Source organism: Fodinicola feengrottensis (assembly GCF_010993775.1).
In the GTDB taxonomy this organism is placed as follows: Bacteria; Actinomycetota; Actinomycetes; order Mycobacteriales; family HKI-0501; genus Fodinicola; species Fodinicola feengrottensis.
This window is the reverse complement of record NZ_WOTO01000046.1, coordinates 45,494-71,271: the sequence shown is the minus strand read 5'-3', so window position 1 is coordinate 71,271 and position 25,778 is coordinate 45,494. Positions and strand designations below refer to the sequence as shown.

The window sequence follows — 25,778 nt, the reverse complement described above, 5'->3', positions numbered from 1 at the left end:
GAGCTGTTCCGGATTTCCTTGACGCACAATCGACACCGCATGTTCATTTCCTTGACGCACACATCGTCGGGCACATGTCCGGCGAGAACTGGGATCCGAGTTGGCGCGGTGGACGAGATCTCTATGCCGACGTATGGATGGTGAGCCGGCAGGCCTGGTTTATCGAGCGGATGGTGTCCGCCCTGCACGACCACCCGGCCGTCGCCGGATGGCTGATCAGCAACGAAATGCCGATCTACGGCCGGCGGCGGCGCGGACAACCCGCCGCGCCCGCGCAGGACGTGATCAGCTGGGCGACGCGATGATGGTGCAGGCCGTTCGGGCCGGTGGCGGCGACCAGCCGGTGTCCCTCGGCGACGGCGCCTGGGGCATCGAGGTGACCGGCGAGGACAACGGCTTCTCGGTACGGGAAACCGGAAAGCTCACCGACTTCACCGGCCCGCACGTCTACCGGATGGAGACGGATCAGATCCGCCAGCACCTGGGCGCGGCCTTCATCTGCGAGCTGTCCGCGGTCACTGGCAAGCCGGTGATCATGGAGGAGTTCGGGCTGTCGACGGATTTCGTGTCGGTGGCCAACCAGCACCACTACTACCGGCAAACGCTGCACAACTCGCTGCTTGCCGGTGCCACCGGCTGGATCGCGTGGAACAACACCGATTATGACCATCTGGCCGACCAGCCGCCGTACCGTCACCACCCGTTCGAGATGCATTTCGGGATCACCACGAACACCGGCGAGCCCAAGGCGCCACTGCTGGAGCTTCGGGACTTCGCGAAGACACTGTCCGATGTGGACTTCGTACGCACCCGGCGCGCGGATACCGACGCTGCTCTGGTGGTCACCGCCTACCTGGAGTGCGACTATCCGGTTTCCACGGCGGCGGACCGAAGTTTCGTCTTCCGTACCCTCCGGCAGGGCTATGTGGCCGCCCGGGAGGCGAGCCTACCGGTCGCGTTCACCCGCGAACGGGACGGAATCGCCACCGACTCGAAGCTCTACCTGCTCCCCTGCGTCCGGCAGATTCTCGCGCCGACCTGGCACCAACTCGGCGAGCTGGCCGCTGCTGGAGCCGTCGTCTACCTGTCTTTCTGTTCCGGGGAACAGGACTTCCACCGGGCGTTCTGGCACCCGAAGCTGAACGACATGTTCGGGGTCGAGCACGAACTCTCGTACGGGCTGGTGCAACCGATCGTCGATGATGTCGTGGAAATGACGTTCACCGACGACTTCGGCTCGATAGCGGCCGGCGAGGTGCTGCGGTTTCGAACCGCCGGCAACGAAAACAGCCGCGCCTACCTGCCGGTGCAGGCGCGCGACGCAAAGGTCGTCGCGGTCGACGCGTACGGCCGGCCGGCACTTTTGCGGCACGCCACCGGCAGTGGCGAGACCGTGTTGTGCACGTATCCGTTGGAATACCTGGCCTCGGCCAACCAGGACGTGAATCCGGAGCCCACTTATCGGATTTACGACGCGCTGGCGCGGATCGCTGGCGTAGCCCGCGAACTGGTGGTGGACGATCCGCGGGTCTTGACCGACACGCTCGTACACGCCGACGGTCGCCGGTTCGGCTGGTTCGTCAGCCAGCATCCGACCGAGGTGACCATCCGGCCAGAAGTGCCGTTGCGGACGCTCGCCGGCGAGCCGGTGGATGACGTGACGTTGCCGCCTTTTGGCGTACAAGTTCTCGAAATCACGAAGGGGGAATAGTGTCTACAATGGACTTCCCGGTGTTCCCTGCCGGGTTCGTTTTGGGGCACCGCCACCGCGGCGTACCAGATCGAGGGTGCGGTCGGCGAAGGCGGCCGCGGCCCGTCGATCTGGGACACCTTCTCGCACACGCCGGGAAAGACCGCGCACGGCGACACCGGCGACGTGGCTTGCGACCACTTTCACCGGTACGGGCAGGACATCGGGCTGATGAAGGACCTCGGCGTCAGCGCATACCGGTTCTCGGTGGCCTGGCCGCGGATCCAGCCCGACGGCAAGGGCCCGGCGAACGTCGAGGGGCTCGACTTTTACCAGCGGCTGGTGGATGAACTCGGCGACGCCGGCATCACGCCCTATTTGACGCTCTATCACTGGGATCTCCCGCAGGCGTTGGAAGACGCCGGCGGCTGGCGAGTACGGGACACCGCGGAGCGATTCGGTGAGTACGCGGCGATCGTACACGCGGCCCTGTCCGATCGCGTTCCTATGTGGACAACGCTGAATGAGCCCTACTGTTCGGCTTTCATCGGCTACGCCGAAGGCCGGCACGCTCCCGGCGCGCAGGAAGGCCATGGCGCGCTGGCGGCCGCGCACCATCTGCTGGTCGGCCATGGGTTGGCCGTACAGGCCATGCGCGCCCAGCAGTACGGCGACGAGAAATTCGGCATCACGCTGAACATGAACCACGTGCGGGCGGCCACTGACAGCCCTCAGGACAAGGCTGCCGCCGTACGCGCCGAACTGTTGCAGAACCGGGTCTTCTCCGACCCGCTGCTGGCCGGCCGGTGGCCGGTGGCCGAGCAGGAGGTGTGGTCGCCCATCAGCGACTTCTCCTTCCGACAGGATGGCGATCTGGAGATTGTGGCGCAGCCACTGGACTTTTTCGGCGTGAACAACTACATGCCGCAATATGCCAAGCATGCGCCCAGCGCCGACACCGATCTCACCCAGCGGGTGGCCACCGACATCGGGGTGTGGGACAACCCGCCGGCCGAGCTGTCCCGTACCGCGATGGGCTGGCCGACCGAGGCGGACGGCCTGCGCCGGCTGCTGACCTGGCTGGCCGCAGAATATCGCAGCTGCCGCCGGTCTATATCACCGAAAACGGCAGCGCCTACGTGGACACAGTGGACAGTGCCGGCGCGGTCGACGACCCGGAACGAGTGGCCTACCTCGACACCCACCTGCGGGCAGTACGGCAGGCGATCGAGGAAGGCGTCGACGTACGCGGATACTTCTGCTGGTCATTGATGGACAACTTCGAGTGGGGCTATGGCTACTCCAAGCGTTTCGGGCTGGTCTATGTCGACTACGAAACGCAGGCCCGGATCCCCAAGTCCAGCTACCACTGGTTCCACCAGGTGATCACCCGCTAGGTTTTCCCCGCGAATGTAACGAAACGGCTCACAGAACAGAGCTGCTTCGTTACATTCGCGAATTATTCAGTGGGAGCGGTTGTGGTGACGCGGGCCAGGACGATGCCGCCGACGATCAGTGCCAGCGCGGCGAAACGGCCAATGCTGAGCGGGTCCCTGTTTCCACCACACCCAGAGTGATCGCACCGATCGCGCCTATTCCGGTGAAAACCGCGTAGGCGGTGCCAACCGGCAAGCTGTTCATCGACCACGACAACAGGTAGACCGCGACCGCGGCGAGCGCCAGGCAGAGCAGCGTTGGCAACGGGCGAGTGAAGTTGTTCGTTGGCTTGATGCTCTGCGACCACGCGACTTCCACCAGGCCGGCCAGCACCAGCACCACCCAGCTCATTGAGAACTCGCCGCTTGTTTGTCCACCAGCTCGGTGGCCAGCAGGTGGGACTCACGCTGCTTTCCAGCCAGGTCTGCGATCACCGGGTCGACCAGCGCGTTTGTCAGTTCGGAGCTGATAAAGGTGACGTCGTCGACGGACATGTGACCAGCCAGGAAATCCCGCAGATAGGGCTCCTGGTAGTCGTACGGCGCTCGTGGCGCCCCCGGCACGTACGAGCCGCCGCGGGCGTTGACGACGACAAAAGCCCGGCCCGCCAACGACATTCGCGGAAAGGTCACCTGGTCGATCCAGGCCTTGAGCACGGCGGGAATGCCGAAGTTGTACATCGGCGCTCCGATCAACACGACATCGGCGCGTACGAGCTCGGCCAACAGCGGCTCGACGACCGACCAGGCGGCGCGTTGTGCGGGGCGTACGAACAACTTCCGCATAGCGGGAGATGTCGGTGATCCGCTCGGCCATCAGTGCGTCACAGATTTCGGTCCAGGCTTCGCCAATTGGCGGTGGCGGAGCGGCCGCCAGATCGCGGTACGTGTAGCCGCCATCGGGGTGTGCCGCTCGCCACGCGGTGGCAAACCGGGCGGTGAGCTCGCGGGAGAAGGAACGGGAGCGGGCACTTGTGTCGAGGTGCAGCAGATGGGTCATCGGAACACTCCTGGCTGGAATTAACTGGACGGTGCGTCCACTTATGACCGTAGCGCCAAGTGGTCAGACTGTCCAGTTACGCGGTAGAGTGAGCCGATGAACTTGCTCGACGAAGGCCCCCCACCGGCCCGAACGTGCCGATGCGGCGCGGAACCGCGCACGGGTGCTGGCCGCCGCGCGGCGGCTCTTCGCCAGCCGCGACCCGCGAGCCGTCACGATGGACGACATCGCGCGGGAGGCCGGCGTCGGTCGAGGCACGCTCTACCGCCGCTATCCCGACACGGTGTCGATCGCGGTGGCACTGCTCGATGCGCATGAACGTGAGCTGCAGGAGAAGCTGCTGCACGGTGAGCCGCCGCTCGGGCCGGGCGCCGCGCCGGCCGAGCGAATGGCCGCTTTCTACACGGCAATGGTGGAATTGCTCGACCAGCACATCGATCTGGTGCTCGGCGCCGAGGTCGGTGACGCCCGCTTCACTGGCGGTGCGTACGGATTTTGGCGCGTACACGTGAGATCACTGCTCGTCGAGGCGGACTTGGCGGATCCGGACGCGCTGGTGGATATTCTGTTGGCCCCGCTCGCACCGGAAGCTTTCCGTTTCCAGAAAGAAACCCGGCACCTCGGCCCGGACCGGATCACGTCCGCGTTACATCTTCTCGCCCGCGGGGTTTTCCGCTGACCAGAGCTGATCGACTGCCGCAAGGGCGCAGTCGTACGGTTGAACATCATTGATTGAACAGGTGGCGCGCTGGCACGATTTGCTCTATGACAGATGGGGAAACTCTTGCCACCGAGATACTCGACGGCCGCCTGAACGCGCACCGACATGCGGCGTACGACCACCTGCGGGCGCTGGTCGGGCCGGTTCGCGGCCGTACCCCCTATGGCGGGGTGACCTGGGTGGTCACACGCTATGACCAGGCCCGCGCGGTGCTGGCGGATCCCCGGGTCAGCAAGGTCGAGCCGGCCAGCGCGGTGCTCGCGGATCCGCAGGCCGACGAGACCTTCGACGCCGCCAACAACCCGTTCGCGGACAACATGCTGAGCCACGACCAACCCGAGCACGGCCGGCTCCGCCGGGCCGTTCAGCCCGCTTTCAGCCCTCGCCGGATCGCCGCGCTCGCACCCCGCATTCAGGAAATCTGCGACGACCTGATCGACGGTTTCGCCGACCGCGGCGAAGCCGAGCTGATCGCGGACTTCGCGTTTCAGTTGCCGATGCGGGTCATTTGCGAGCTGCTCGGCATCGCCAGCAGTACGCACGACGAAATCATGACGATCATGCAGGTCTTTTTCGTCGAGGACACCAATCAGGACGTTGCCGAGCTCAATCAGGACGCGGCGCCCCGGCTGATGGACTTCGTCGACCGGCTGATCGCCACCAAACAGAGCGATCCGGGCACCGATCTGGTCACCGATCTCGTGCAGGCCGAAGAGCCGCTGACTCATCGGGAAATGGCCTCCACCATCATGTTGCTGATCGTGGCCGGCTTCCTGACCACCGTGAACCTGATCGGCAACGCCATGTTCGCGCTGCTGCAGGACGAAAAGGCGCTCCTGAGCCTGCGCGAGGACCCAGAGCGGATCCCGCTCGCCATCGAGGAATTCCTACGTTATGAAAGCCCATTCGCACCCGCGGTCGTCTATGCCAGCGAGGACATGGAAGTTGGCGGTGTCAAGGTCGCCAAGGACGAGTCGTTCACGGTGATGATCGACGCCGCCAACCGCGACCCGGAGCGTTATCCGGACGCCGAAACACTTGTTTTGGACCGCGCCCCCAGGGTCGCACCTGGCTTTCGGCCACGGCATTCACCGCTGCGCCGGAGCACCACTGGCCCGGCTGGAAGGCGACATCGCTCTGCGTACGTTGCTACGCCGGCTGCCTGAGGTGGCACTGGGATGTCAGGTGGAAGAAGTACGCTGGCGCGCCGACTTCGTTATCCACGGCGTGACAGCGCTCCCGGTTACCTTCACCAGAGCGTAAAAAGAGGACATCGCATTCGCGATGTCCTCTTTTTTTTTGTTTCAGGAGAACGAGATCACAGCCGATCCGTACGTCGTGTGACCAGCGTTGACCGCGCCGATCCAGCACCCCTTGCTCACCGTGGTGCAGTCCACACAGACCCCACCGCGGCTCCGTTCGTGTACGCGGTGAAGGACTTGCGCACGGTGAGCGAGACAGCTGCTTTTCCGTTCGCATCGGCGGTCGCGCTGGCACCGTCCGGCTCGTCACAGCCGACCGACGTACCCACCGCCGCGCACTCGGTGACCTGAATCCCTTCCCCTGTCGCGAAACCGGCCGCAGCCGCGGTGACGCTCTGACCATCGGTCAGCCCGGAAGCAGGCGTCGCCACGACCGACCCGGTCGCCGCCGACACCGGTGCGCTGAAAGTGAGAGCCAGTGCTCCCGCAGCGGCCGCGACCAAAACAATTCGACCAATCACCAATAATCTCCTTTGGGTGGGGTGTCCGCAACGCCCCGTTACTTGCGGGTGGTGCGGGCAACGGGGCGTTGCGGACAAGAACTACGGAGTGACGCGGAAAAGAGTGTCGAAAAGGGCCTTCACATGGGCCTCCTCGCCGGTGGCGGTGATGCCCGCGTCCTCGGGACGCAGCCGGCGGCCGGTGACGACCCGAGCGAGCCGCTCGCCGGAGATCGACAGGCGTACGTCCGGTGAGTCGGTCTCCACCGGCTCGCTGCCGGTGGCGGCCTTCACCCGCAGCACGACCGTCTTCAACGGCAGCGGGGCGATCACCGTGAGCTCCACGGTCGTTCCAGCCGGCAGCCCGGACTTTCCTACCGCATAAGGCAACATGCGTACGAGCGAGCCACTCACCTCGGCCGCGACCGGACCGTCCACATTGCCCGGTCGGCCGGTCGCGTTGCGAATGTCCTGCTCATGGGTCCAGATGTCGAACGTACGCACCGGCAGCAGGCCGGACATCGTACGAGTGTGGCCCAGCGGCCCCTTGACCTCCGGATCGGCGTCCGGGCCGCCGGCCAGCTCACGCAGTTGCGCAAGCCGCCGCTTCGTGGTTTCCACCAACTCGGCTCGTACGTCCGCACCGGGCTTGGACCGGCGGTAGTCGACGGCCACCTCGACCTGGCGCGCGATTTCGTTGCGCAGGTAAGGAAGGTCGGCCGGCAGCTCGTGCTCGGGGTCCTTGTCACCGAGCAGCCGCTGCTCGACGCCGACAATGTGCGAGACCTGGTCCTTCACCGACCAGCCCGGGCAGTCGGTGGGCTTGTCCCAGTCCTGCTCGGAAAGTTCGCCAGCGAGCGCGGCCACCGAATCAAGTTCCTGTTCCAGGATGCCGATCAGCTCGGGCAGATCCCGGTCGCGGGTGTCTCTGGCAAGGTCACGAATCATGGGTTTCCTCTTTCTTTACTTGGATGTGGCGCGCAGGTAGCCGCGCACCGCGAGCGCGCGAGAAGACCGCGACGATGCCGACGATCCACAGCAGCGCCAAATATGGGTAGGGGCCGGGGTCGGTGCCCAGGAACAACGGCCGTACTGCGTCGATAACGACGCTGACCGGCTGGTGTTCGGCAAACCAGCGCAGCGGTCCGGGCATCGACTGGGTCGGAACGAACGCGCTGCTGACAAAAAGTCAGCGGCATGAGCAGCGTCAGCCCGGCCATCTCCACGGCCTCCAGATTGGAGACATAGAGCGCGATCGTCACCGCGACCCACGAAAATCGCGAACGTGAAGCCCAAAATCAACGCGATCGCGGCCAGCCAGCCCAGCGGGTCCAGGGCCGGCCGAAAGCCCACCGCGAGGCCCACCACGAAAACGATACATACCACGAAAAGATTGCGCAGCAGACCGGCGGTGGTGTGTCCGGTCAGGACCGCCGCCCGAGAGATCGGCAGCGACCGGAACCGGTCGATCAGGCCGCTGTGCATATCCTCGGCCAGCCGTACGCCAATTGTCATCGCGCCGAGCGTGACGCTCTGGATAAAGATGCCCGGCATCAGATAGCTGGCGTAGTTGGTCGCGCCAGCACCGATCTTGATGGCCCCACCAAACACAAAACGAAACATCAGCACGAAAAGCGCCGGTTGCGCGGTGGCGAACATCAACTGCTGTGGCTGCCGGCGCAAATGGATCAGATAGCGCTTGGCGAGCACACAGACTTCCAAGAAGAAGCCCAGAAGTGGATTGCTGGACGGCACCGCGATCACCCGCGGTGGGGGGCGCTGAGGAAAAGCACGGTCATGAGGCCACCTCCACGAGTTCGGCGACCGGTTCGGCGCTGTGTCCGGTCAACACCAGGAAAACGTCGTCCAGCGTTGGCCGCCGCATCGCGAGGTCCTGTACGCCGGCGCCGGTCCCGTCCAGCTCGCGCACCACGTCGGTGAGCAGGCCCGTACGCGACTTCACCGCGACCGCGACCTTCCGCCGCTCAGTGTCGACATGTGGGATCCCGTCACCGAAGCCGCGGAGCACGTCCGCGGCCAGCTCCAGATCCCCCGGGTCGGCCATGGTGATCTCCAGCCGCTCCCCGCCTATCTGGGATTTCAGCTGGTCAGCGGTGCCGTGCGCAATCGCCTGGCCGTGGTCTATGACGTAGATGTCGTCGGCCAACTGATCAGCCTCCTCCAAATACTGGGTGGTCAGCAGCACCGAAGTGCCGGCGGCGGTCAGGCCGCGTACGACCTCCCACATGCCGAGGCGGCTGCGCGGATCCAGGCCGGTGGTCGGCTCGTCGAGGAACAGCACCGGCGGCGAGACGACCAGACTGGCCGCCAGGTCCAGGCGCCGACGCATGCCGCCGGAGTACGTTTTGACCGGGCGGTTGGCCGCGTCGGTCAGCTCGAAACGAGCCAGCAACTCTGCCGTACGCGCCTTCGTGGCCCGCCTCGGCAGTTTGTAGAGCCGGCCGAACATGTCCAGGTTTTCGCGCCCTGTCAGGTATTCGTCGACGGCGGCATACTGCCCGGTCAGGCCGATCAGCGAACGGAGGCGGTGGGCGTCACGTACGACGTCCAGCCCGGCGACCTCGACCCGCCCACTGTCCGGGCGCAGCAGGGTCGCCATGATGCGGACCGCGGTCGTCTTGCCGGCACCGTTCGGGCCGAGCAGGCAGACGATCTGGCCGGGCTGGACAGACAGGTCCAGGCCTCGCAACGCCTCGGTCTCGCCGAATCGCTTCCGTACGTTTTCGACCAATACGGCCGGTTTGTCAGCCGCCATGGGCCACTCCCTTCGAAGAACTGATGAACTCCTGTATTATGTACAGGAGGATAGTGAAGTATGTAAATACTTCCAAGGAGGTTTGTTGAGTACGACACCAAGCGCCGCCGACCTGAGCCAGACGTTCACTCGCGCCGCGCAGGAGATGCGCCGCAAGGCCGGCACTTATTTCGCGACTTTGGGCTGGTCAGTGGCCGCTGTGAGGTTCATGGTGACGCTGGAGTCGATCGGCTCCGGGGCCCGGATGAGCGACATCGGCACGGCCCTTGGCGTCACCCCGCGGGCCGTCACCGCGCTCGCCGACACCCTCGAAGGCGACGGGCTGGTCGCGCGTACGCCAGCACGGAACGACCGCCGGACCACGCTGATCACCATCACCCCGGCCGGCTGGGAACACATCGAGAAAATCCGCCAACACAACGTCGAGCTCGCGGAACGCACCTTCCAGGCCCTCGACGAGTCCGAGCGAACGGTCCTGATGGACTTCCTGCACCGCCTGATGTCCGCCTCCTGACGACTCGTTCGCGAGCTCGACGTTTTCGCTGTCGTTTTCGGCGTATCGGCAGCGAAAACGTCAAGTTCGCGCGTGCAGGAGAACCGGAAGGGCTGAAACACCACGAAAGGCCGGGTTTTCGGGGCCAAGCCGTGGGACCTCGCCGGCCAGGGTGAGGTGCGGGAAGCGGCGGAACAGGGTGCCGATGGCGATTTCGGCTTCCATCCTGGCAAGTGACGCGCCGAGGCAGTAGTGGATGCCGTGACCCATGCCGAGGTGGTGGTTGTCCGTACGCCCGATATCCAAATCCTCCGGGCGGTCGAAGTGCCGGGGATCTCGATTCGCGGTGGCCAGCACGATCTGCACCAGCGAACCCTTTTCGATGACCGCGTCCGCGAGCGGAATATCCTCGGTGGCGACCCGAAAAGTGGCGTTCTCGGCCGGGCCGTCGAAACGGATGAATTCCTCGACTGCGGTGCCGATCAGGTGCGGCTCGGCCACCAGCCTGCGCAACTGGTCAGGATGGGTGAGCAGTGCATGGATCGCGTTCCCCAACAACCGCGCCGTCGTTTCGTGGCCAGCGAAGAGCAGCAACCACGTCATCGACACGAGCTCGGCCTCGGAGAGCCGATCTCCGTCGTCCCCTCGCAGCGATCAGATCGGTCAGCAGATCGTCGCCCGGCTCCTTTCTCTTGAGTGCCACCAACTCTACGAGCTGGTGATGCATCTGCTCCTCAGCCGCCTGTTGCAACCGTACGGAATCATCGTCGTAGACAGTGCCCGCGACGGTGGTCGACCAACGCTGGAAGTCCGCACGCATGTCCGCTGGCACACCCAGCAGCTCACAGATAACGGTGATGGGGAGCGGAAAAGTGAACGCCTCAACCAGGTTGACGGGCGCGTACGGGCCGATCGCGTCCAATAACTGGTCGGTGATCTGTTGGGTACGCGGCCGCAGCGCCTCCACCCGCCGTGGGGTGAAGGCCTTCGCGACCAGCCGGCGCAGCCGGGTGTGTTTGGGTCCGTCAGAGAAGATCATGTTGTCGTCCAACGCCATCGACGAGTCGCCGAACAGCGCCTGATAGGCCGACATCGCGCTGTGCATATCCTTGCTGATGCGCGGATCGACGAGCACGGCCCGCGCGTGGTCGTACCGGGTGACCAGCCACGTCGGTACGCCATGGGGTGGCGTCACCGGGCAGACCGGGGTGTTTTCCCGGATCTGCGCCAACTCCTGGTCGTGGCTCTGCTGCGTGGTGGTCACGCCGGCACCCCGACCGGCGCGAATGCCACCGGCAGCTCGAAAAGCGCGCGGTGCAGCAGGCCCGGCTTCCACTTCAGGTCGGCCGGTTCGACGGCGAGTCGTACGTCCGCGAGTCCGGTGACGATCGCCTCGACCGCGATGCCAGCCAGCATCCGGCCGAACAACGCGCCGATGCAGTTGTGAATGCCCAGGCCGAAACCGAGGTGGTGATTGTCCTCCCGGGTGATGTCCAGGCGGTCTGGGTTGGCGAACTTCGCCGGGTCGCGGTGGGCGGCGGCCAGCAGCGGGCAGACTGTCGAACCAGCCGGGATAGCGACGCCACCCACCTCGATTTCCTCACGAGTGAACCGGAAGGTGCCGATCTGGGTGCCGCTGTCGTAGCGGATCAGCTCCTCGATCGCGTTCTGCAACAGTTCGGGCCGCGCCTTCAGCAGCTCCAACTGCTCGGGATTGCGCAGCAGTGAATGCAGGGCCGTACCGGTGAACGCGATGACCGACTCGATGCCGGAGAACAACATCGTGATGGTCAGCGCGAAAAGCTCCAGCTCGGACAGCTCCCCCGCGTCGCGTTCGGCGATGAAACCGCTGAAAACGCAGTCGTTCGGGTTGGCCTCGCGGCGCTCCAGCAACGTGACGATGACCTCCATGATCTCGTGCTTGAGCACTTCGAAGTCGTCCAGCCGCAGATCGTACGGCGGGCTGATCAGCAGGCTGATCTTGTCCCGCATGAAACGGTTTTCCTCAGCTGTCAACACATCCGTGCCATTGAAGTCACCGAGAATTTTTTCTGCGAACGGCAACACCAGATCGCCAATCAAGTCCGCCTTGCCGGTCTCAGCGAACTTTTCCAGCAATTCCCGAGCGTACGCTCGCGCGCGGTCCTCTAGCGCACGGACCTTGCGGGGCGGCAACTGGCGTCCGACGACCCTGCGCAGCCGGCTGTGGTTCGGCGGGTCCACCATATTCAGGTTCTGGTGGAAAGCGGCCAGCCGCTCGTCCCGCTCGAACCGCTCCGGCCGCAGATCCCCGTCCGTCAGCGCGGACCGGTCCTTGCTGAATCTGGTATCCGCCAGCACGCTGCGGACCTCGTCAAACCGGGTGACGAAGTAGATCGTCATTTCGCCGGGATAGACCACGGGCACGACCGGCGCGGTCTCGCGCAGGTGCTTCTTCACACACGGGTGCGGGTTGGCGAGGAACTCCGGCGTGAACATTTTCGGCGCGTCGGCCATGACTACGTCTCCCTTTCTAAGACTTGGCGGTGAAAACGACCGGCAGCTCATGCGGCGCGCGAAGCAGTGCACCCGGCCGCCAGTGGACCTGGTCGGCGGGCACCGCGAGCTGGAAGTCGCCTATCCTTTCCAACACGGTCTCGATCGCGACCGTGGTGAGCATCCGGCCGAGCTTCTGGCCGAGGCAGTTGTGCATGCCCAGCCCGAAACCCAGATGCGAGTTGTCCGGCCGGTTCAGGTCCAGCTGGTCCGGGTTCTCGAACTGCTCCGGGTCCCGGTTGGCCGCGAAGAGCACGAAAGCGACCACCTCGCCGCGCGGGATCGTCACCCCACCGATCTCCACCTCTTCCTTGGTGTAATGGAAAGACGCCATCTGCATGCCGCCGGCGTAGCGCAGCAGCTCTTCAACGGCCGATTCCATCAGCTCAGGCTGCTCGCGCAGCACCCTTCAGCTGCTCCGGGTTTGTCAACAGCGAGTGGAAAGCGGTGGCAATGAAGGAGGCAGTGGTGTCCATGCCGCCGACCACCAGGGTGACGATCATCGCGAGCAACTCGTCGTCGGTGATCTCGCCGCGCTCGTTGGCCTGGACGAAGGCACTGAACGAGTCACCACCGTCCGAACCGCGCCGGCGCTCGATCAGGTCCAGCGTGAGCCGCTTGATCTCATGCTTGATTTCGTTGTATTCCAACGGAGTCGTACCGTTGATCGGCGTCGTCAGCCGCTGACCCAGCTCGCGCAGTCGGACCCGGTCGAAACCGCGGCCCTCCTCATCGGGCAGGCCGCCGATCATGCCGCCAATAATGTCGAAAGAAAGCGGGTTCGCGAGGTTCGCGACCAGATCCATCCTGCCGTCCGCGACCACCGCGTCGATCAGTTTGTTCGCGTACGCGCGCGCCTCGGTTTCCATTTGTTTCACCCGTCGCGGGGTGAAACCGGTGGAGACCAACCGGCGCAGCCGGGTGTGTTCGGGGTCGTCGACCATGTTCAGACAGCGGGTCAGTGCGACCAGCTCCGGGTCGTGGTGCGCGGTGGACGCCAACGGGCAGTCGCTGCCCAGAGTCGTACGGTCCTTGCAGAATCGGGGATCCACGAAGGCGGCACGCACGTCCTCGTACCGGGTGATGAACCAGACGCTCAGCCGGTGGCCGGGATAGTCGATGCGTACCACCGGGTCGTTCTCCCGGAGGTGGTTGTAGGTAGGTCGGGAACGGGTCGGCCAGGAAGCCGTCACTGAACAGCTCCGGCACGGCCTTTTCTTCTATGGTCACGATAATCCTCTCGTCTACTGTGGTTCGGCCCGGCCGGCCTGAGCCACCCAGTCCTGTTTCGTTGCCCAGTCACCGAACCGCTGCCAGTGCACGTCGGCGAAGTCGCGACGCAGCCCAGCCACATCCGCGACGAAACCCACTCGGGTGATGTAGTCGAACATCTTCGCCAGATCCGGCCCGAAACGGGCCGCATCGGCCGGCACCGCGACGGCTCGTACGGATGCGCTCAAGGTCTGCGAGAGTGCGTCCGCGGTGTGCCGACCATCCAGCTCGTCGCTGGCGATGTCTATCCGCTGACCCAGCATCTGCTCCCGGTGCTCAAAAAAACATGCCGCGCGAAGGCGCCGATGTCGTCCACTGGGATCTGCTGGAGCTGCCGGTCCACCGGCATCGGGCTCGGCAGGATCCAGCCGTCGTCGATCCGGCGTAGCCCGAAAAACCTGTTCTCCATGAAGAAAGCGGGCCCGATCACCGTGTGCGGCACGGCCTGTTCGCGCAGGTAGTGCTCGACTCGCCGCTTGCTCTCGTAATGCGGCACGCCGGTGTCCCGGTCCGCGCTGGCCGCCGAGGTGTAGACCACGTGACCGACCCCGGCCGCACGAAACCCTTCCACCCCTTTGATGGCGACCCGGGTTTCCTCTTCCACTCCCGCGTCGAACGTGTCGGACACCAGGAAGCGGCGTCCGCTCCGGCCGCGGCGGCCGCGACCGATCCGCAGTCGGTGAGATCGCCTCGAACAATTTTGGCACCTGCCAAGGCAAGCGCGCGTGCCGCCGGCGACTTCGGCGTACGGGTCATCGCACGTACCGTGTGGCCGTGCGCCAGCAACTCCCGCGCGGTGGCGCCGCCCTGCTGCCCGGTCGCACCCACCACGAGTACGTCGAGACCTGACATCTGAAGAGTCCCTTTCTCTTACATTCCGCCGTCGACGCGTACGGTCGTGGCTGTCACATAACGGGCCAGATCGCTGGCGAGGAAAAGCACCACACCGGCGATGTCCTCAGGCTTTCCGAGCCGCCGCAGCGAAGTCATCGCGGCGAGCCGCTCGCGCTGCTCGTTCGAATAGCTGGAGATCATGTTGGTCTCCACCAAACCCGCGACCACGGCGTTCACTCGTACGCCCACTGGGCCGAGTTCTTTGCCAAGGGCCTTGGTCAACCCGACCACACCCGCCTTCGCGCGGCATAGTGGCCAAGCGTCGGCACGCCGGCGTCGGCCGTACCAGAACCAATGTTGACTACCGAGGAGCCGTTTCCCAGCAGCGGCAACACAGCTTTGGTCACCCGGTGCGTACCGTCGAGGTTGGTGCGTACGATCCGATCCCACTCGTCGTCCGACAGGACGCTATAGGGCACATGACTGATCACACCGGCGTTGTTGACCACAATGTCGAGGCCGCCGAGGAAGTCCTCACACTGTTTTGCCAGCGCGGCAACGTCTTCGGCGCTGGTCACGTCTGCTTGGACGAGCCGGTGACCGGAGCCGATTTCCGCCAACTCCACGTCGAGATCCACCACTGCCTGATCTTTTGTACGATAGGCGACGACAGTCCTCACCCCGGCCTTGGCCAGCGCCAGCACACAAGCCCTGCCAATGCCGCGCGCACCGCCAGTCACCAGCGCGCGGCGGCCTTCGAGTCCCCTCATCCGTGCCTCAATCTGTTCGCCATCCACAGCGCGCTGCCGAGCCCAAAAGCGGCATCAGCGGGGGAAACCAGCGCCGAAGCGGGGACGAGAACCGCATGCCGCAGGCCAACGTCGACCAGGTCCCGGATCCTGCTGAGCAGCTGTTTGGGCGTACCCACCAGCATTCGCTGCCGGATCAACTCGTCCGGAACCGCGTCGATCGCCCGCAGCATTTCGCTCCGGCTGTACCGATGTGGCATCAGGTCGACCGGGCCGGTGTAGTCGGGCCCGAGCGGGTGATCCACGCCGTGGTTCGCCCATTCGGCCGCCGACGCGAACAGGCCGAGGTAGCGGACCGCCTTGCTGCGGAGCAGCTTTTCCACATTCTGCTGGTTTGACCCGGCCACGTAGGTAATGACCTGTGCAGCCTCGATCCGGTCCGGATCGCGGCCAGCGGTCAGCGCCGACTTGGTCACGATGCTGAGCCGCCGCTCGTACTCGGACGGCGGCACCAGCTCCCACGGATACCAGCCGTCCGCGTACTTTCCAGTCAGGCAAGCATTCGTGGACCGTTGGCTCCCAGCCACAGCTGAGGTGCTCGGTCCGGACGCGGCGGACGCAGGTCCATGACCGCCTTGTCCAGCTGGAAGAACTTCCCGTCGAAGTCGACCGAACCGTCCGCGTCGAGGCAGGCACGGAGAACTTGCAGTGCCTCCTCGACGCGGCTCACCGGCTGACTGTGCTCGATTCCGTACGGGTCCAGGTTTTCCCTTTCACCAGCTCCCAGCGCGAGGATCGGGGCCCTTTTTGTCAGGTGTGACAGCGTGAGGAAGGTCTGGGCCAGCAGTGCCGGATGCCGGCGATGTGGGTCGGTGACGCCCACGCCCAGGCGCATCCGGCCGGCCTTGCCGGCCAGATGCCCCAACATGGTGGCGAAGTCGTACGCCTCGTCCGGCGTCGACGTTTTCTTCGCCAGGAAGGTGAAGTCCGGGTCCCACACGGCTTTCGGAAACGGGCTGATCAGGTGGTCGACGGCCCAGAAGGAATCCAGCCCACCGGCCCGCGCGAGGCCCAGCTGGGCCCGGCCGGCCGGGATCGGCGCGCTGGTGCTCCACACGATGCCGGCGGACACCCGGGGTCGGGTCATACCGGCCTGCACTCGAGAATGTTGTTCGGTGGCACCGCCCGGGTCACCTTGACCAGCTCGAATCCACTGGCCGCCAGCAAAGTCGCCCAGCCGCGCTGGGTGCGCTCCTGGCCACCGACGTTGACCAGCATCTCCAGGTCCAGGATCCGGCTGAAGTCCCAGACGTTGGCCTCGGTCATCACGGCCTCGATCAGGAACAGCCGAGCATCGGTGTTTTCGCCGATGGCCTTGCGCACATTGCGCAGGATCGTGCCGCATTCGCCGTCGTCCCAGTCGTGCAGGACGCTCTTCAAAATGTACGCGTCCGGACCTTCGGGCACATTGCTGAAGAAGTCGCCGGAGACCACGGTCGTACGATCGGCGACGCCCGCCTTTTTTCAGCAGGGCCGGCGCTCCCGGGGTGACCTCGGGACGGTCGTAGAGCAGGCCGCGGACATTGCTGTGGTGCTTGAGAATCTCGGACAGCATCAGGCCGTGGCCGCCGCCGAGATCCGCCACCACACTGAAGTCGCCGAATGGGCCAAGCTTCGCGAGCTCCGTCGCAGCGTGCCCGGAGAAGGAGGTCATCGCCCGGTTGAACGGCGCCGAAAGCTCCGGCTTGTCCGCGAAGTAGTCAAAGACCGGCTGTCCGTGTACCCGGTTGAAGGCCGTCTCGCCGGTCCGTACGGTGTTCAGCAGCTCACCGTACGAGTGCAGGCGGCTGACGTTTCCGATGTGGACGGCGAAGTCCTTAACGCTGCCCCGGAACATCTGAGCGGAGGAACTCCGCCTCGGCGGTCATCTCGTACTTGCCGTCCGGCTGCAGCCGAAAAAACCCCGACCGCGGTCGCCGCATCCAACACCCGGGCCAGCGCGGCCGTGTCCGTACCGGTCTCGTCGGCCAACTCACCACCAGCGGTCTGCGGCTTGGCCGCCACCTTGTCGGCGATGCCCAGCTCCGCGATCACGTGCATGACGTGGGAAATGTGGTGCGCGGTGACCATCGTCAACATCCGCACCCGCGGCGGAAGCTGAGCCAGGTGGGGAAAACAGCCTGCGGGGTTGGCGGAGCCTGAGTCATCGGAAAGCCCCTTCAGACAGCTCTGCGGCGCGCTTTTCGACCGCCCGCTTGATGTGGTTCATCTGGATCACCGTGTTGGTGTTGAGCCGGTTGGTCATCGCCTCGTCGTCCACCGGGGCGGTGTCCAACATGTGAAAGTCCTGCACCCAGCGCATCTGAACGCCATCGGAAAGCTCGGTATATTCCCAGAAGATGTCCATGAACTCGAAGTTGCCGGTCTCCACACGGTGTGCACGGACCGTGCGGGTGGCCGGATTGGACGTACGATCGGAAACCCAGCTCCACGCGGTGCCGTTCTGGTCCGGCTTCAGGGTGAGCCGGAATCGTACGGTGGGACCAATCCGGCGCAGGACCTCGACAGATGCGTACTCGGTGAACAGAGCCGGCCACGACTCGATGTCGTTGGTCATGTCCCACACCAGGTCCAGCGGGGCCTCGATGACGACACTGTTTTCGGTGTGCCCAGCCATTATCGCTTCGCCTTCTGCTGCTCGTTGACGTAGTCCATCAACTCGGCCGGCGTGGACAACCCGTTTTCCGGAATGGTGACGTGATACTCGGTTTCGATCCTGGCCTTGACCTCGATCAGACCAAGGGAATCGCAGCCCAGCTCGGCAAAGTCGGTGTCCCGCTGCTCGCCGTCCAGCGGCGGCGGATCGGTGACCCCGGCATACTGCCGCATGATGCGTGCCAACTCGTCCGCGGTGAACTCACTCATCGCACTTCTCCCTTCTAGAACCGGCGACGACTACATGCCGCCGTCGACGTTGATGGTTTCGCCGGTGACATACCGGGAGAGATCGCTGGCCAGGAAGAGCACTACACCGGCAATCTCATCCGGGGTGCCGAGCGGCCCAGCGCGGCCATCTTCTTGTAGTGCGCCAGCCGCTGTTGCATTTGCTCGTACTCCTGCGGGGTGGTCCGCTCAGCGAGATCCGCGGCTTCGATGATTCCCGGTGCGATGACGTTGACGCGGACGCCGCGCGGGCCCAGTTCTTTGGCCAGCGAACGGGTAAGTCCGATCAGACCGGCCTTCGCGGCGGTGTAGTGCGCGCGCATCGGCACCCCAACCAGGGCGACCTTCGAGCCGATATTGATCACCGAGGCTGACTCGCCCAGCAGCGGCAGGGCGCGCTGGATGACCAGAAAACTCGCGGTCAGGTTGGTGTCCAGCACCAGCCGCCAGTCGTCGAGGCTGAGCTTCTCGAACGGGATGTGGCTGATCGCGCCGGCATTGTTGACAATCACATCCAGTGCACCAAAACGCGTACCGGCCTCGTCCACCAGCCGCTGCACCTGGTCCGGCTGGCTGATGTCGGCGCGGATCACGTGGTGCTCGCCGGGGGTGTCCTTGAGCTCTCGGATCAGACTCTCGACCGAGTCGGATTCGTTGCGGTAGCAGGTGATCAGGTTGGCACCGGCCTGCGCCAGCGACAGCGCGATGCCACGACCGATACCCCTGGTGCCGCCGGTGAGCAGGATCTTCTTGCCAGTCAGGTCGATTTCCATAAATTCCTCCGAAAGAGTGTTAGATCGCACGTACCACAAGCGCGGCGTTGAATCCGCCATATCCACGGGCGACGATCAGGGCGGTACGCACCCGCGCCGGCCGGGTTTCGGTGACCAGGTCAATCGGACAACCGGTCGCCACCTCGCCGACATTGACCGTCGGCGGGATGACGTTGTCGCGGATGCTCAGCAGGGCGGCCGCGAGGTCCAGCGAGGCGCCACCGGCATAGAGCCGGCCGGTCATCGTCTTGGGCGCGGTCACCGGCACCGCGTACGGACCGAAAACCGCCGCGATCGCACCGGCCTCGATCCGATCCAGCTCGGGATCTCCCGCCGCGTCAGCGAAAACCACGTCCACGTCGGCCGAGGTGAGGCCGGCGTCGGCCAGCGCACCCTCGATCGCGCGCCGCAGCGACGGCGGCCGCGGCGAGCCGGGCGGCGGGTCGAAGGTCGCCGCGTAACCGAGAACTTCGCCATATCGCTGCGAAGCCCCGCGCGCTTTCGCCTCATCCGCGCGCTCCATCACGAAATGCGCGCCGCCCTCACCCGGCACATATCCAGCGGCGTCCGCCGTGAACGGTTGGTACGCCCGCTCCGGATCGACCGCCTTACTGAGCCGTCCGGTGCTCGACTGGGCCACCATTCCGTACGGGCAAAGGGCATGGTCGGCGCCCCCGGTCAACACGGTCGTGGTGTCCGGCCGCCGCAACAGCCGGCGGGACTGCGCGACCACGTCCAACCCACCGGCCTGCTCGGAGGCCAGCACGCCACAGGCGCCACGCATTCCGTGCATAATCGACAGTTGGCCAGTGGAAGCCGCATAAAACCAGGCAATCGACTGGTACGCGCCCACGTGTTGCGGACCGTTGCTCCAGAGCTTCTGGATCTCCCGCTGGCCGAACTCGCTGCCGCCAGACGAACTGGCGGTCACCACGGCCATCTCGTATTCGCGCATACCAGCCGGATCCAAACCTGCGTCGGCCAGTGCCATCGCCGCGCCGGCGAGCGCCAAATGCGTCCACCGGTCGGTCTGCACCATCACTTTCGCCGGGACATATTGGGTCGCGACGAACTCCGGCACCTGGCCAGCGACCTGGGTCGTGTAGTTCGCCGGGTCGAAACTCTCGATTTCCCGGATACCACTCTTGCCGTCGAGCGTCGCCGCCCAGTACGCCTCGGTGCCGAGCCCGTTCGGCGCGGTGGCACCAATTCCGGTGATGATCGCGCGGTCGTCAGACATGAATCTCACCCGCCGGTTTGCTCAACACCATCGCGGACTGGAATCCACCGAAGCCGCTGCCGACGGTCAGAATCGTCTCCAGTTCCCGCTCGCGAGCGACTTTGGGGACATAGTCCAGATCGCATTCGGGGTCGGGCTCTTCCAGGTTCGCCGTCGGCGGCACCACCTGGTTCTGCAACGCCAGCGCACATGCCGCGATCTCCAGCGACCCGATGGCGCCCAACGAATGGCCGATCATCGACTTGATCGAGCTGACCGGCACCTGGTGGGCTCGTTCTCCCAGCGCTCGCTTGAAAGCCGCCGTCTCATGCCGGTCGTTCTGCTTGGTTCCCGAGCCGTGCGCGTTGACGTAGTCGATGTCCTCGGGGTTGGCGTGCGCCCGGTCCATCGCCACCGCGATCGCCTCGCTGAGCTCCCGGCCGTCCGGTTTCAGGCCGGTCATGTGGAAAGCATTGCTGCGGGTCGCGAAACCACCGATTTCGACGTACCCACGCACACCACGGCGGCGAGCGTGTTCGGCGCTCTCCAGGACGAAAATCGCCGCGCCTTCACCGAGGACGAAGCCGTTGCGGCGCCGGTCAAACGGTCTGAGGGCGTGCTCGGGGTCCTCGTTGTTTGGCGAAGTCGCTTTGATGGCGTCAAAACACGCGACCGTGATCGGGGAGATCGGCGCGTCCGTCGCACCGGCGAGGACGATATCGGCGGTGCCCTCCTCGATCAGCCCGACCGCGTGACCGACAGCGTCCAATCCGGACGTGCAACCGGTCGACACCACGGCGACCGGACCTTCCGCGCCGACTCGCCAGGCCACCTCGCAGCCCAGCGAACTTGGCGCCATGTACGAATAGAGGTGCGGCACCTGGTACGTCTCGTCCACCAGCCAGTTCTTGCCGGTGTCGCTGAGCACGACATACTCACGCTCGAGGCTGACCGTGCAACCGACCGCGCTGCCAATCGACACGCCGATCCGGCCAGGGTCGATGCCGGCGAAGTCGAGGCCACTGTCAGCGATGGCTTCGTCCGTACACACCGCGGCGAACTGTGCGGCGCGGTCCATCCGGCGAGTTTCCTGATGGGTGAGCCCGGAATCGGCCGGATCGAAGTCGACTTCGGCGCCGATCCTGGACCGGAAGCCGGTGGTGTCGAAATGGGTGATCGCACGGGTAGCCGTCCGGCCGGAGGACAGCAGGTCCCAGAACGCCCTGGTGCCAATCCCGCCCGGCGCGACCACGCCGATCCCGGTGACGACAGCTTTACTCATGGGAGACCGACAACTGGGGCTCCTGCTGGTTCGGCTGCTCTTCGGTGTCGACGTGCCCCAGCTCCGGCCGGGGCGCCAGTGGGCTGAGGAAGAACACGCCTTCGGCCGGCTCGGTGCCACTGTTTTCCAGCCGGTGCCGGGCATCGATCGGCACCATCAGCGACTCGCCCGGCCCGAGGTCGATTTTCTCGTCGTCCAAACGCATCTGCAGATGGCCGCTGACCACGTACAGGAACTCCTCGGAATACGGGTGGTAGTGCTCGGAAATGGACTCTCCCGGCGCCAACCTGACAACGCCCATGAATCCGGAGGTGGAAGCGGCCGTTTTGGGGGCTCAGCAAACACCCGCAGTTCGCCACCGCGGCGGCGGTTCGGCTCAACACTGTCAACGTGGATTTTCGGCATGATCGTACGACTCCCGACTACTCGGCGTGCCATGAATAGAACTGCTCGGCCATGGCGTCTTTGGGCTCTTTCCAGTTCGGGTCGTACGGCCGCATGTATTTCGCCAGCCCGCTGTTCAGCTGCTGGTAGAGCGGGTGGCTGCGGGCCTGGTAAAGCCGCGGGGCGATGTTCTCCTGCGCTTCCACCAAGTGAAAGTAGAGGCCATGGAACCGGAACAGCGAACGGCGCTGCACACCCACCATATGCGGTAGTTCGGTCGCGTCCGACTCCGCGAACAGGTCCGCCACCGCGTCGGTGTCGGCCGGATCCATATGCGCGACAATCAGTGTTCTATGCGCCACTGTCCCGCTTTCCTTTCCTCAGATTTATCAGAATCAAAAGGCATTTACATCGTGGCAATAACTTTAACCCGGTGCGATCCCTGTACAACACCCGCGACTTTTCCTTGAATGTAACGAAACAGCTCACAGGAGACGTAACCGTTCGTCACATTCGGGTGAGGTGATCGATGAGGGCGGTGGTGTGTTTGGCCCCGACAAAGAGCGGATCGGCGAGGACGCCGCGGAGAAACTCGATGGTGGTGCAAAGGCCGGGACCGGTGACGCGGAATTCGCCGAGGGCGCGGTCCATGCGTGCGATGGCGGCGGCCCGAGTTGGCGCCCAGACGACGACTTTTGCTAGCAGCGAGTCGTAATCCGGGCCGAGCGACCAGCCAGGATAGCCGTGGGTGTCGACGCGTACGAACGGACCGCCGGGCGGTTCGAATTCGGTCAGCGTCGCCGGCGTGGGCAGGAATCCACGGGCCGGATCCTCGGCGACCACCCGGCATTCGATGGACACCCCGCGTGGCACCACGTCCTGCTGCCGCAGAGCCATTCGCCGGCCGGCGGCGATATTCAGTTGTTCGGCGACGATGTCGACGCCGGTGACCATCTCGGTGACCGGATGTTCCACTTGAATCCGGCCGTTGATTTCCATGAAGAAGAAATCACCGCGTTCGTCGACCAGGAACTCGAACGTGCCGGCGCCGATCAGGCCGGCGGCCGCCGCACCACTGACCGCGGCCCGGCCCATTCGCGCCAGCAAGTCGGCCGGCAGATCCGGAGCGGGAGTCTCCTCGATGAGTTTCTGGTGCCTACGCTGGACGGAACAGTCACGCTCACCGAGCGAGACCGCATGTCCGAACGCATCCCGCAACACCTGGATTTCCACATGCCTTGCCTGGTCGAGAAACCGTTCGACATAGACCCGGCGGTCGCCGAAGACGGCTTGTGCGTTGGCCTGGCAGTCCAGATACGCCCGCGAAAACGAGCCCGCATCGCGTACGATCGCCATCCCCCGGCCACCGCCACCCGCGGCCGGCTTCACGATCACCGGAAATCCCACCGACTCGGCGAAACGCAGAGCCTCATCGGCGCTGTCGAGGGTTTTTTTTCGGCTGCCTGGCAGCAGCGGAAGACCCGCGTCGGTCATCAACGCACGCGTACGCGCCTTGTCGCCCAGCAACGCCATGCTCTCAGGCGGCGGTCCGACGAAGGCGATGCCGTTCTGGGCGCAGATTTCCGCGAAGTCCGGATCCTCGGACAGAAAACCATAGCCGGGATGGATCGCCTCCGCGCCAGTACACAGCGCTGCCTCGATAATGGCCGGCACGTTCAGATAGCTGCGCCGATGCGTGGGCGGTCCAATGTGGACCGCTTCGTCGGCGAACCGGACCACGGCGGTGTCCCGGTCCGCTGTCGAATAGACCGCGATGACCCGGATTCCCAGCTCTCGGCAGGTACGCGCGACCCGCAGGGCGATCTCGCCGCGGTTCGCGATCAGGACGCTGCTGAACATCGCCTACGCTCCGGCCGGCGCGAGCAGCACCAGCGGCTGGTCGTACTCGACGAAAGTGCCGTCCGGTACCACGATTTCCAGTACCCGGCCGGCGATGATGTCCGCCTCGACCGGGTTCATCAGCTTCATCGCCTCCAAAATCCCGACCGGCTGGCCGATCTCGATGACGTCACCCTCGCCGATGAAAGGCGCGCTGTCCGGAGTCGCCGCGTGATAGAAGGTGCCGACCATGGGCGAACGCAGATAGCGGAGCTCGGCCTCGGCTTCGGTGGGACCGGCAGGGATTTCCGGCGCGGCGGTCGTCGTAAGAGCCCACTCCAGCTCGACGACGGTCTCGCCAGTACGTACGGTCAGCCGGCTGAGCGGCCGGCCGGATGCCTGGGCGAGCTCGGCCGCGTGGGCGCAGAGCTGCCGAAGGATCTCGGGGTCGTCATGCGGTGGCATCCAGCCTCCTGCTTTCGGTGGTGGGCTTCGGGCGGCCGACGGCTCGGAACCGCTCTCGCCGGCGGCGGACGATTTCGGCCGGAGACAACGGAAGAAGCTCATCCAGTGCTGCGCACAGAGCGTCGCCGAGCCAGCCGCTGGCCAGCGCCGGATCCTCGTGTGCACCCTCCGGCGGGCTCTCGTACGACCCCGTCGGCCACGCCGAATTCCAACAGTGCGCGGGCATCCACCCGCAACGCCTGCGCGGCTCGCGGCGCATGTGCCCGGCTCTTCCAGAGAATCGCCGCACATCCTTCCGGGCTGATCACCGAGTAGACCGCGTTTTCGGCCACCAGCAGGCGATCCGAGACTGCCAGTGCGAGGGCGCCGCCGCTGCCGCCCTCACCGGTCACCGCCGCCACGATCGGCACCGGCAGGCCGGACATCAGTCGCAGGTTCTGCGCGATCGCGACCGCCTGGCCGTGTTGTTCGGCGGCCACGCCGGGATGCGCGCCCGGAGTGTCCACCAAGGTCACCACCGGCCGGCCCAGTTTGGCGGCCAGCCGCATCAACCGGGCCGACTTGCGATAGCCCTGCGGCGACGCCATCCCGAAGTTGCGGTCCACCAACTCGCGGGTGCTGTGCCCCTTCTGATGGCCCATCACCACCACCGGGCGGCCCCGCAGCAGTCCCAGGCCACCAACAATCGCCGGACAGTCGCCGGAGGCACGATCGCCATGCAGTTCCACAAAACCATCTATCAGCTGGCCAATGTGGTCCACAGTGGACGGCCGATCGAGATGGCGAGCCAACTGCACGACATCCCACGCGAGTCGGGCCGGCAACTGGTCGGCCTGGGTGACAACCGGCTCGCCCGTACGACGCGGTACGGCCCGACCGGGGCGGCCGGCTTTGCCACTGTCCGCCACCGCGAGAAGTTTCCCGAGCGTCGCCCGCATCAGGGCCCGTGGACGTACGTCGTCAATCAGCCCGTTGGCCAACAGAAACTCGGCGGTCTGGAAACCCTCGGGCAGCGTTTCCCCGACCGTCTCGGCGATCACCCGCGGACCGGCGAATCCCAGCCGCGCGCCCGGCTCGGCCAGGATCACGTCCGTGAGCGTCGCGAAAGAGGCCGCCACGCCGCCATACGTGGGATCGGTGATGACCGAGACGGTCAGCAGGCCGGCTTCGTCCAGCTCAGCCAGCGCCTGGCTGGTACGTGCCATCTGCAGCAGGGAAATCACGCCCTCCTGCATCCGCGCGCCGCCGCCGCCGGCGGTGACGATCACGAACGGCACTCCGTCAGCCAGCGCGCGGGCCGCCGCGGCGACGATCAGCTCGCCGGCACCGGCGCCAAGGCTTCCGCCCAGAAAGCGGAAATCCATCGCCGCGACGACCACCGGCCAGCCCTGGATCCGGCCGCGTACGCACACCACGGCCTCGGCCAGCCCGGTTTTGCGCCGCGCTGCTTCCAAACGTTGCGGATAGGGCATCGAATCAACGAAACCAAGCGGATCCGCGGCCCCGATGGGTCCCGCCAACACCGGCTGCGCACCCGGGTCGACCAGCAGGTCGAGCCACTGCGGCGCGGTGAGCCGGTGATGCGACCCGCAGTCCGGGCAGACGTGCAGGTTCCGCTCCAGCTTTTTCGCATAGATGAGCTCATTGCAGGACGGCACCGGTGCC

At 65.3% G+C, this 25,778-nt stretch carries 32 protein-coding genes and 7 pseudogenes; 8 read left to right on the top strand and 31 right to left on the bottom strand.

The features are described 5' to 3' along the window. From GNX96_RS34175 to GNX96_RS61635, 4 genes and pseudogenes are all read left to right on the top strand, one after another. The coding region (locus GNX96_RS34175; RefSeq protein ID WP_279582196.1) for a glycoside hydrolase 5 family protein at nucleotides 1–305 on the top strand (305 nt) is incomplete at its 5' end. Beyond that, a complete protein-coding gene (locus GNX96_RS34170) occupies nucleotides 302–1,711 on the top strand; it encodes a glycoside hydrolase 5 family protein (RefSeq protein WP_163572049.1) in 1,410 nt (469 codons plus the stop codon). The genes GNX96_RS34175 and GNX96_RS34170, both read left to right, overlap by 4 nt. A 27-nt stretch (nucleotides 1,712–1,738) precedes the next feature. After that, a pseudogene (locus tag GNX96_RS34165) lies at nucleotides 1,739–2,731 on the top strand (family 1 glycosylhydrolase); the annotation flags it as partial. Continuing rightward, on the top strand, nucleotides 2,686–3,087 hold the full coding sequence (locus tag GNX96_RS61635) for a family 1 glycosylhydrolase (RefSeq protein ID WP_313885845.1): 402 nt from the start codon (nucleotides 2,686–2,688) through the stop codon (nucleotides 3,085–3,087). The pseudogene GNX96_RS34165 and the gene GNX96_RS61635, both read left to right, overlap by 46 nt. Nucleotides 3,088–3,202: 115 nt before the next feature. Here GNX96_RS61635 and GNX96_RS34160 read toward each other — a convergent pair whose 3' ends face one another. From GNX96_RS34160 to GNX96_RS65500, 3 genes and pseudogenes are all read right to left on the bottom strand, one after another. Then, the gene (locus tag GNX96_RS34160; protein WP_279582194.1) at nucleotides 3,203–3,478 is read right to left on the bottom strand and encodes an SMR family transporter; all 276 of its coding nucleotides are present in this window, start codon (nucleotides 3,476–3,478) and stop codon (nucleotides 3,203–3,205) included. Beyond that, complete coding sequence (locus tag GNX96_RS34155) at nucleotides 3,475–3,912, bottom strand: NAD(P)H-dependent oxidoreductase (RefSeq protein ID WP_279582193.1); 438 nt, start codon at nucleotides 3,910–3,912, stop codon at nucleotides 3,475–3,477. Before GNX96_RS34155 ends, GNX96_RS34160 begins: the two co-directional genes overlap by 4 nt. A 94-nt stretch (nucleotides 3,913–4,006) precedes the next feature. Further along, a pseudogene (locus tag GNX96_RS65500) lies at nucleotides 4,007–4,126 on the bottom strand (FMN-dependent NADH-azoreductase); the annotation flags it as partial. Between the two features lie 163 nt (nucleotides 4,127–4,289). On the opposite strand from GNX96_RS65500, the gene GNX96_RS34150 reads away from it, so the two are divergent. From GNX96_RS34150 to GNX96_RS65495, 3 genes are all read left to right on the top strand, one after another. Continuing rightward, nucleotides 4,290–4,805 (top strand): TetR/AcrR family transcriptional regulator, encoded by a 516-nt coding sequence (locus GNX96_RS34150; RefSeq protein ID WP_163572048.1) that lies wholly within the window; start codon nucleotides 4,290–4,292, stop codon nucleotides 4,803–4,805. Between the two features lie 86 nt (nucleotides 4,806–4,891). Beyond that, complete coding sequence (locus GNX96_RS34145; RefSeq protein ID WP_163572047.1) at nucleotides 4,892–6,013, top strand: cytochrome P450; 1,122 nt, start codon at nucleotides 4,892–4,894, stop codon at nucleotides 6,011–6,013. Continuing rightward, nucleotides 5,934–6,110: a hypothetical protein gene (locus GNX96_RS65495; protein ID WP_390624207.1), complete on the top strand. Its 177-nt coding sequence runs from the start codon at nucleotides 5,934–5,936 to the stop codon at nucleotides 6,108–6,110. The genes GNX96_RS34145 and GNX96_RS65495 overlap by 80 nt, the downstream gene beginning before the upstream one ends. Before the next feature lie 115 nt (nucleotides 6,111–6,225). Here GNX96_RS65495 and GNX96_RS34135 read toward each other — a convergent pair whose 3' ends face one another. The 4 genes from GNX96_RS34135 to GNX96_RS34120 form a co-directional block, all read right to left on the bottom strand. Further along, nucleotides 6,226–6,570 carry a neocarzinostatin apoprotein domain-containing protein gene (locus GNX96_RS34135; RefSeq protein ID WP_163572045.1) on the bottom strand — a complete coding sequence of 115 codons (345 nt, stop codon included), beginning with the start codon at nucleotides 6,568–6,570 and terminating at the stop codon, nucleotides 6,226–6,228. Between the two features lie 81 nt (nucleotides 6,571–6,651). Continuing rightward, nucleotides 6,652–7,497, bottom strand: a complete 846-nt coding sequence (locus GNX96_RS34130; protein WP_163572044.1) for a maleylpyruvate isomerase family mycothiol-dependent enzyme — start codon at nucleotides 7,495–7,497, stop codon at nucleotides 6,652–6,654. A gap of 15 nt (nucleotides 7,498–7,512) precedes the next feature. Further along, nucleotides 7,513–8,304, bottom strand: a complete 792-nt coding sequence (locus tag GNX96_RS34125) for an ABC transporter permease (protein ID WP_163572043.1) — start codon at nucleotides 8,302–8,304, stop codon at nucleotides 7,513–7,515. 40 nt (nucleotides 8,305–8,344) lie between these two features. Further along, nucleotides 8,345–9,325, bottom strand: coding sequence for an ATP-binding cassette domain-containing protein (locus GNX96_RS34120; RefSeq protein WP_163572042.1), 981 nt, complete (start codon nucleotides 9,323–9,325; stop codon nucleotides 8,345–8,347). 85 nt (nucleotides 9,326–9,410) lie between these two features. Between GNX96_RS34120 and GNX96_RS34115 the strand changes: the two genes are divergently transcribed. After that, nucleotides 9,411–9,839, top strand: a complete 429-nt coding sequence (locus GNX96_RS34115; protein ID WP_163572041.1) for a MarR family winged helix-turn-helix transcriptional regulator — start codon at nucleotides 9,411–9,413, stop codon at nucleotides 9,837–9,839. A gap of 60 nt (nucleotides 9,840–9,899) precedes the next feature. Here the strand turns inward: GNX96_RS34115 and GNX96_RS34110 are convergent, their stop codons facing one another. From GNX96_RS34110 to GNX96_RS34005, 24 genes and pseudogenes are all read right to left on the bottom strand, one after another. Beyond that, on the bottom strand, nucleotides 9,900–10,421 hold the full coding sequence (locus GNX96_RS34110; protein ID WP_279582192.1) for a cytochrome P450: 522 nt from the start codon (nucleotides 10,419–10,421) through the stop codon (nucleotides 9,900–9,902). After that, entirely contained in the window at nucleotides 10,336–11,082 is a 747-nt protein-coding gene (locus GNX96_RS34105) for a cytochrome P450 (RefSeq protein WP_163572039.1), read from the bottom strand. Before GNX96_RS34105 ends, GNX96_RS34110 begins: the two co-directional genes overlap by 86 nt. Next, nucleotides 11,079–12,386, bottom strand: coding sequence for a cytochrome P450 (locus GNX96_RS34100; protein ID WP_163572038.1), 1,308 nt, complete (start codon nucleotides 12,384–12,386; stop codon nucleotides 11,079–11,081). Before GNX96_RS34100 ends, GNX96_RS34105 begins: the two co-directional genes overlap by 4 nt. Next, nucleotides 12,331–12,735: a cytochrome P450 gene (locus GNX96_RS34095; protein ID WP_279582191.1), complete on the bottom strand. Its 405-nt coding sequence runs from the start codon at nucleotides 12,733–12,735 to the stop codon at nucleotides 12,331–12,333. The genes GNX96_RS34100 and GNX96_RS34095 overlap by 56 nt, the downstream gene beginning before the upstream one ends. A gap of 4 nt (nucleotides 12,736–12,739) precedes the next feature. Beyond that, nucleotides 12,740–13,546 (bottom strand): cytochrome P450, encoded by an 807-nt coding sequence (locus GNX96_RS34090; protein WP_163572036.1) that lies wholly within the window; start codon nucleotides 13,544–13,546, stop codon nucleotides 12,740–12,742. Between the two features lie 51 nt (nucleotides 13,547–13,597). Continuing rightward, entirely contained in the window at nucleotides 13,598–13,888 is a 291-nt protein-coding gene (locus GNX96_RS34085; protein WP_163572035.1) for a hypothetical protein, read from the bottom strand. Further along, nucleotides 13,870–14,253 carry an NmrA family NAD(P)-binding protein gene (locus GNX96_RS34080; RefSeq protein ID WP_279582190.1) on the bottom strand — a complete coding sequence of 128 codons (384 nt, stop codon included), beginning with the start codon at nucleotides 14,251–14,253 and terminating at the stop codon, nucleotides 13,870–13,872. Before GNX96_RS34080 ends, GNX96_RS34085 begins: the two co-directional genes overlap by 19 nt. Before the next feature lie 17 nt (nucleotides 14,254–14,270). Continuing rightward, nucleotides 14,271–14,477: pseudogene (locus GNX96_RS65490) on the bottom strand (NmrA family NAD(P)-binding protein); the annotation flags it as partial. 18 nt (nucleotides 14,478–14,495) lie between these two features. Beyond that, a pseudogene (locus tag GNX96_RS34070) lies at nucleotides 14,496–15,229 on the bottom strand (SDR family NAD(P)-dependent oxidoreductase). Then, nucleotides 15,226–16,517 (bottom strand): annotated as a pseudogene (locus GNX96_RS57250) (LLM class flavin-dependent oxidoreductase). The pseudogenes GNX96_RS34070 and GNX96_RS57250 overlap by 4 nt, the downstream one beginning before the upstream one ends. Next, nucleotides 16,424–16,714, bottom strand: a pseudogene (locus tag GNX96_RS57245) (methyltransferase); the annotation flags it as partial. The pseudogenes GNX96_RS57245 and GNX96_RS57250, both read right to left, overlap by 94 nt. A 76-nt stretch (nucleotides 16,715–16,790) precedes the next feature. After that, nucleotides 16,791–17,105, bottom strand: a pseudogene (locus GNX96_RS65485) (methyltransferase); the annotation flags it as partial. Then, on the bottom strand, nucleotides 17,027–17,338 hold the full coding sequence (locus GNX96_RS34055) for a methyltransferase family protein (RefSeq protein ID WP_163572030.1): 312 nt from the start codon (nucleotides 17,336–17,338) through the stop codon (nucleotides 17,027–17,029). The gene GNX96_RS34055 and the pseudogene GNX96_RS65485, both read right to left, overlap by 79 nt. 73 nt (nucleotides 17,339–17,411) lie before the next feature. Continuing rightward, nucleotides 17,412–17,885, bottom strand: a complete 474-nt coding sequence (locus tag GNX96_RS34050; protein ID WP_163572029.1) for an SRPBCC family protein — start codon at nucleotides 17,883–17,885, stop codon at nucleotides 17,412–17,414. Next, entirely contained in the window at nucleotides 17,885–18,133 is a 249-nt protein-coding gene (locus GNX96_RS34045) for an acyl carrier protein (RefSeq protein WP_163572028.1), read from the bottom strand. Before GNX96_RS34045 ends, GNX96_RS34050 begins: the two co-directional genes overlap by 1 nt. 30 nt (nucleotides 18,134–18,163) lie before the next feature. After that, entirely contained in the window at nucleotides 18,164–18,247 is an 84-nt protein-coding gene (locus GNX96_RS65480) for an SDR family oxidoreductase (protein WP_390624206.1), read from the bottom strand. Continuing rightward, nucleotides 18,235–18,924 carry an SDR family NAD(P)-dependent oxidoreductase gene (locus GNX96_RS34040; RefSeq protein WP_279582189.1) on the bottom strand — a complete coding sequence of 230 codons (690 nt, stop codon included), beginning with the start codon at nucleotides 18,922–18,924 and terminating at the stop codon, nucleotides 18,235–18,237. The genes GNX96_RS65480 and GNX96_RS34040 overlap by 13 nt, the downstream gene beginning before the upstream one ends. Nucleotides 18,925–18,943: 19 nt before the next feature. Next, the gene (locus tag GNX96_RS34035; protein WP_163572027.1) at nucleotides 18,944–20,164 is read right to left on the bottom strand and encodes a ketosynthase chain-length factor; all 1,221 of its coding nucleotides are present in this window, start codon (nucleotides 20,162–20,164) and stop codon (nucleotides 18,944–18,946) included. Beyond that, complete coding sequence (locus GNX96_RS34030; RefSeq protein ID WP_163572026.1) at nucleotides 20,157–21,425, bottom strand: beta-ketoacyl-[acyl-carrier-protein] synthase family protein; 1,269 nt, start codon at nucleotides 21,423–21,425, stop codon at nucleotides 20,157–20,159. The genes GNX96_RS34035 and GNX96_RS34030 overlap by 8 nt, the downstream gene beginning before the upstream one ends. Continuing rightward, nucleotides 21,418–21,711 (bottom strand): cupin domain-containing protein, encoded by a 294-nt coding sequence (locus GNX96_RS34025; RefSeq protein ID WP_279582188.1) that lies wholly within the window; start codon nucleotides 21,709–21,711, stop codon nucleotides 21,418–21,420. Before GNX96_RS34025 ends, GNX96_RS34030 begins: the two co-directional genes overlap by 8 nt. A gap of 136 nt (nucleotides 21,712–21,847) precedes the next feature. Then, entirely contained in the window at nucleotides 21,848–22,171 is a 324-nt protein-coding gene (locus tag GNX96_RS34020) for a TcmI family type II polyketide cyclase (RefSeq protein WP_163572025.1), read from the bottom strand. A 145-nt stretch (nucleotides 22,172–22,316) separates the two neighbouring features. Further along, nucleotides 22,317–23,669, bottom strand: a complete 1,353-nt coding sequence (locus tag GNX96_RS34015; protein WP_163572024.1) for an acetyl-CoA carboxylase biotin carboxylase subunit — start codon at nucleotides 23,667–23,669, stop codon at nucleotides 22,317–22,319. A 3-nt stretch (nucleotides 23,670–23,672) separates the two neighbouring features. Next, nucleotides 23,673–24,113, bottom strand: coding sequence for an acetyl-CoA carboxylase biotin carboxyl carrier protein (locus GNX96_RS34010; RefSeq protein WP_163572023.1), 441 nt, complete (start codon nucleotides 24,111–24,113; stop codon nucleotides 23,673–23,675). A gap of 98 nt (nucleotides 24,114–24,211) precedes the next feature. Then, a complete protein-coding gene (locus tag GNX96_RS34005; RefSeq protein WP_279582187.1) occupies nucleotides 24,212–25,771 on the bottom strand; it encodes an acetyl-CoA carboxylase carboxyltransferase subunit alpha/beta in 1,560 nt (519 codons plus the stop codon). Between the last annotated feature and the right edge of the window lie 7 nt (nucleotides 25,772–25,778).

Excerpts from the sequence above, each read along its gene's own strand:
- GNX96_RS34170 (WP_163572049.1), top strand. The coding sequence starts at position 302 with ATGATGGTGCAGGCCGTTCGGGCCGGTGGCGGCGACCAGCCGGTGTCC.
- GNX96_RS34160 (WP_279582194.1), bottom strand. The coding sequence starts at position 3,478 with ATGAGCTGGGTGGTGCTGGTGCTGGCCGGCCTGGTGGAAGTCGCGTGG.
- GNX96_RS34155 (WP_279582193.1), bottom strand. The coding sequence starts at position 3,912 with ATGCGGAAGTTGTTCGTACGCCCCGCACAACGCGCCGCCTGGTCGGTC.
- GNX96_RS34145 (WP_163572047.1), top strand. The coding sequence starts at position 4,892 with ATGACAGATGGGGAAACTCTTGCCACCGAGATACTCGACGGCCGCCTG.
- GNX96_RS34130 (WP_163572044.1), bottom strand. The coding sequence starts at position 7,497 with ATGATTCGTGACCTTGCCAGAGACACCCGCGACCGGGATCTGCCCGAG.
- GNX96_RS34120 (WP_163572042.1), bottom strand. The coding sequence starts at position 9,325 with ATGGCGGCTGACAAACCGGCCGTATTGGTCGAAAACGTACGGAAGCGA.
- GNX96_RS34110 (WP_279582192.1), bottom strand. The coding sequence starts at position 10,421 with ATGACGTGGTTGCTGCTCTTCGCTGGCCACGAAACGACGGCGCGGTTG.
- GNX96_RS34095 (WP_279582191.1), bottom strand. The coding sequence starts at position 12,735 with ATGGAATCGGCCGTTGAAGAGCTGCTGCGCTACGCCGGCGGCATGCAG.
- GNX96_RS34085 (WP_163572035.1), bottom strand. The coding sequence starts at position 13,888 with ATGCTGGGTCAGCGGATAGACATCGCCAGCGACGAGCTGGATGGTCGG.
- GNX96_RS34055 (WP_163572030.1), bottom strand. The coding sequence starts at position 17,338 with ATGGTCACCGCGCACCACATTTCCCACGTCATGCACGTGATCGCGGAG.
- GNX96_RS34050 (WP_163572029.1), bottom strand. The coding sequence starts at position 17,885 with ATGGCTGGGCACACCGAAAACAGTGTCGTCATCGAGGCCCCGCTGGAC.
- GNX96_RS34045 (WP_163572028.1), bottom strand. The coding sequence starts at position 18,133 with ATGAGTGAGTTCACCGCGGACGAGTTGGCACGCATCATGCGGCAGTAT.
- GNX96_RS34040 (WP_279582189.1), bottom strand. The coding sequence starts at position 18,924 with ATGGAAATCGACCTGACTGGCAAGAAGATCCTGCTCACCGGCGGCACC.
- GNX96_RS34035 (WP_163572027.1), bottom strand. The coding sequence starts at position 20,164 with ATGTCTGACGACCGCGCGATCATCACCGGAATTGGTGCCACCGCGCCG.
- GNX96_RS34030 (WP_163572026.1), bottom strand. The coding sequence starts at position 21,425 with ATGAGTAAAGCTGTCGTCACCGGGATCGGCGTGGTCGCGCCGGGCGGG.
- GNX96_RS34015 (WP_163572024.1), bottom strand. The coding sequence starts at position 23,669 with ATGTTCAGCAGCGTCCTGATCGCGAACCGCGGCGAGATCGCCCTGCGG.
- GNX96_RS34010 (WP_163572023.1), bottom strand. The coding sequence starts at position 24,113 with ATGCCACCGCATGACGACCCCGAGATCCTTCGGCAGCTCTGCGCCCAC.